The following is a 3,968-nucleotide window of genomic DNA, read 5'->3' as shown; positions in this document are numbered from 1 at the left end:
CTCTATGCCTGGACGAGCGATCCGGACGAACCGCCGGTGAGAAATCTTCACACCAGCGCCATTCCGGTCGAAACCAACAACTGGGCTGGAAACAACATCGTCGCGTTCTCGAACCCTAGCTTCGACGCCGCTCTCGACAAGATTCTCGTCGAATTGGATCCGGCCGCCCGCAAGAAACTCTGGGCGGAGCTCCAGCGCATTTATGTTGAAGAGTTGCCAGTGCTTCCGCTCTTTTTCCGGGTCCAACCCTTCGCGTTGCCGAAATGGCTGAAGGGCATCGAGCCCACGGGCAGCGGTGTCAGCACCCATTGGGCCGAAAACTGGCGCGCCATCTAAGGATATCTGCCGGCCCGGATCATCAACATCCGGGTCGGCTCAACATTTCGTTGTCGTCGACGGCGACAATATCATTCCATGCGAGTCGTTCATGACTAATCGGCGGACTTCCCCATGAGCGGCTATCTGCTGCGCCGCTTTTTCGGCATTCTCGTCGTCCTGCTGGTGATGTCCTTCGTCGTTTACGGACTTATTGGATTGATGCCGGGCGATCCGATCGACCTGATGGTGATGTCCAATCCAGGCATGACGGCGGCCGATGCTGAGCGATTGCGGGCATTGCACGGGCTCGATCAGCCGATCTTTATTCGATATTGGCGCTGGTTATCCGCCGTCCTTGGTGGAGATTTCGGGTTCTCGAGGATCTACGCGCGACCCGTCATGGAAATCGTGGCGCCAGCGCTTTGGCAAACAACAAAGCTCGTCGTGCTGACGCTCATCATCAGCACGCTGATCGCCCTTACACTGGGAATAGCCGCGTCACTGAGGCCGGGCGGTCGATTCGACACCCTTGTCAGTTTCGCCAGTTTTGCTGGCATTTCCATTCCGCCGTTCTGGCTCGCCCTCCTTCTCATCTTGATCTTCGCCGTCGGGCTAGGCTGGCTCCCCGCCAGCGGCATGGGCAGAGCCGGCGAGAACAGCATACTCGATGCGGCCCGCTACCTCGCCCTCCCGGTCACGACACTGGTCTTCGCCTATGCGGGCGGCCTCACGCGCTATGCCCGCTCGTCCATGGTCGAGACGATGCGCATGGATTTCATACGGACAGCGCGAGCCAAAGGTGTGCCTGAAAGACGGGTCGTTCTGCGTCATGCGCTCGCGAACGCTCTCATCCCGTTCGTAACGATTRCCGGCCTCAACTTCGGAACGCTGTTTTCGGGGGCGCTGATCACTGAGACGATGTTCGGGCAGCGTGGGATCGGCAAGACAATCTACGATGCCATTCTTGGCAACGACTTTAATCTCGCACTCATCGCTCTGTTGTTTGCGACGCTCGCCACCCTGATCGGCAACCTCTTGGCCGATCTCGCCTATGCCTGGCTCGACCCGCGGATTTCTCTATCGTGAACGCGTCCTTCGTCATAATCCCTGCGTCACCCTGGCAGCGGGCCTGGAAACGCTTTCGCGCCAATCGGTCGGCCTTCGCCAGCCTCCTCGTCATGGCGGCTCTCGTTCTGTTCTCCCTTGCCGCGGCACCACTGGAGAGTTTCCTCGGCATCRACGCCAATGAGGCGGACCTGCTCGCCCGGTTCGACGCGCCCTCTGCAACTCACTGGCTCGGACGAGATGAGCTCGGTCGGGACGTCCTGGTGCGCCTCATGTACGGCGGTCAGGTGTCTCTTGCGGTCGGATTTGCGGCGACGATATTGGGCGCCATGGTCGGAATTGTGATCGGGCTCACGGCGGGATATGGCGGCGCTCGCACGGATGGCTTGCTCATGCGCGTCACCGATGGGGTGATCGCGCTGCCGCTTCTCCCCCTGTTGATCGTGCTGGCTGCGGTCGATCTCACGAAGCTCGGATTTTCGGCGGATTTCGCGCGGTCCGGCACGGCGAGCTTCTACCGCATCGTTCTGATCATCGCCCTGATCGACTGGACGCGCATCGCACGGCTCGTCCGAGCCTCGACGCTTAGCGTCCGTGGACAGGATTATGTGTTGGCCGCTCGCGGTTTGGGCGCCCGGCCGATTAGAATCCTCCTGCGCACCATTCTGCCGAACATCAGCGCCCCCGTGATCGTCGCATGCAGCCAAGTGCTGGGAAGCGTCATCCTCTTTGAAGCCGCCTTGAGCTTCCTGGGTTTCGGAATCGTACCGCCTACACCGAGTTGGGGCAACATGCTCAACAATGCGCAGGAGCTGGTGGCCACGAAACCCGTTCTTGCGATCTACCCCGGCTTGCTGATCTTCACCCTTGTCATGGCCGTCAATTTCATTGGCGATGGAATCCAGGACGCCTTCGACCCGCGATCCGAATAGCTCGTGCCGCCGACAGCGCCAATGCGCGAAGCGCGCGGCTCGAAATGGCGGCAAAGCCTAAGCCCCGATTGTGGTGGCCCAAGTGGCGACCGCCTCGGCGAGCGTCCTCAGATGGTCGCTCGCTGAAAAGCCGGACACGCTCTTTCGCGGTCTTAAGTCGTGATCGCCGTCCTCCAGCCAAAGGATTTCGATGTCCTTCGAGAGGCTGTACGTGGATACTTCCTCGCGACTGCCGAAAGTATCTCGTGTTCCTTGCACGATCAGTGTGGGAGTTTTCAGGCCCTCCAGGTGTGCGGTCCGCAATTGATCGGGTTTGTCTGGTGGATGGAAGGGGTAGCCGAGGCACAACAGCCCGGCGATCCGGCCAGAGGCATAAAGCTCGTCGGCCACCATGCTCGCAACACGCCCACCCATCGACTTGCCGCCGATGATGAGGGGTCCCTTCGCCTGGAGGTCATCGATGGCTGTGAGGTATTCTGAATTGAGCCTATCCGCGCGCGGCGGTGGCTTGCGCCCGGCGGTCGTTCGGCGACTGGCCATGTAGCCAAATTCAAAACGGACAACGCGAAAGCCGGACGCGGCGAGAACCTGAGCAACGGCATTCATCGACGAGGAATCCATCGGAGCCCCCGCGCCATGGGCAAGGAGGATCGTGTGCTTCACGTCGTCGGGTCCGTCGATCAGGAACATCGTTGCCATTCGAGCCTGCCATGTATTCGCGCATCGCGGTCAAATCGAACTGGTGATGGCCGAAGACACCCATCAAGGTCAGATTCCCGTGGACGTATTCTTGTAGCGCATCCGACAAACCACGACAAAGTGTCTCGTCTCATGGGCCGTGGCTCGAACAGACTGTCATTTCCACACCCGAGGGACCTGCAGCCGGAGAAAGGCAGATCGAGGCTTGATGCGGCGCGAAATGTGAAGCTGGATCGATGCCGGTCTTTCAAAGTCGCTTTGGTCTCACGCATATTTGGGTCTCACGCAAATTTGCCGAGGATCGGCCCCAGAATGGACGCGGGCGGGATAGCCAACTGCAAATGATTGTATAAATTGCATGGCTGGCGACCACGAGCAGGGGCCACCGCCTTGCGGATGAGCGAGCGGGCGTGTGAAACTCGGTGGAGGGCAACGGGGTGCAAAAACGAGGGATTGGACGACGTGGGCTCCTGCTTCGTCTGATGACGATCGCCGTCGCGCCGTTCATCGCTCCCGACCTGACCGCGATGGCGCAGGAAAACCCATCGCCTCTCTCACCGGATATCGCCCGTATCATTCAGCGCGGGAAGCTGATCGTCGCGATGACGAGTTTCGATGTGCCGCCATTCTTCATGGCGGATGCGAGAGGCCGTTTGATCGGTCTGGATGTGCAATTGTCGGAGGGAATTGCCCGGTCACTCGGCGTCCCCGTCGAATACAACCGCACCGGAAAGACCTTCAACGAAGTCATCGATGTCATCGTTGGAGGAGAAGCAGATCTCGCAATCTCCAAGCTGAGCCTGACAATGGCGCGTGCCATGCGCGTCGCATTCTCCAACCCCTATCTTGTTCTCCGTCACGGCCTTCTGATGAACCGGCTCGAACTGGCGAGGAAAACAAAAAGCAACGACATCGCCGACGTCATCCGAAACTTCGACGGCTCTGTCGGTGTCC

The 3,968-nt window shown here is 59.8% G+C and carries 4 protein-coding genes and 1 pseudogene; 4 read left to right on the top strand and 1 reads right to left on the bottom strand.

Annotated elements, in window-relative coordinates; genetic code table 11:
* From AC1DT3_RS13660 to AC1DT3_RS13650, 3 genes and pseudogenes are all read left to right on the top strand, one after another.
* Positions 1 to 336: pseudogene (locus tag AC1DT3_RS13660) on the top strand (hypothetical protein); the annotation flags it as partial.
* A 114-nt stretch (positions 337 to 450) separates the two neighbouring features.
* Positions 451 to 1,404, top strand: a complete 954-nt coding sequence (locus AC1DT3_RS13655; RefSeq protein ID WP_477465795.1) for an ABC transporter permease — start codon at positions 451 to 453, stop codon at positions 1,402 to 1,404.
* Positions 1,401 to 2,315, top strand: a complete 915-nt coding sequence (locus AC1DT3_RS13650) for an ABC transporter permease (RefSeq protein ID WP_477465794.1) — start codon at positions 1,401 to 1,403, stop codon at positions 2,313 to 2,315. The genes AC1DT3_RS13655 and AC1DT3_RS13650 overlap by 4 nt, the downstream gene beginning before the upstream one ends.
* A gap of 57 nt (positions 2,316 to 2,372) precedes the next feature.
* Here AC1DT3_RS13650 and AC1DT3_RS13645 read toward each other — a convergent pair whose 3' ends face one another.
* Positions 2,373 to 3,014, bottom strand: coding sequence for an alpha/beta hydrolase family protein (locus tag AC1DT3_RS13645; protein WP_477465793.1), 642 nt, complete (start codon positions 3,012 to 3,014; stop codon positions 2,373 to 2,375).
* A 482-nt stretch (positions 3,015 to 3,496) separates the two neighbouring features.
* Between AC1DT3_RS13645 and AC1DT3_RS13640 the strand changes: the two genes are divergently transcribed.
* On the top strand, positions 3,497 to 3,968 hold a 472-nt coding region (locus AC1DT3_RS13640), incomplete at its 3' end, for a transporter substrate-binding domain-containing protein (protein WP_477465792.1).

The sequence above is a fragment of the Microvirga sp. P4_G7 genome (assembly GCF_056401005.1).
This window is presented reverse-complemented; position numbering and strand designations above follow the sequence as displayed.

Coding starts and splice junctions, on each gene's coding strand:
- AC1DT3_RS13645 (WP_477465793.1), bottom strand. CDS start 3,014: ATGGCAACGATGTTCCTGATCGACGGACCCGACGACGTGAAGCACACG.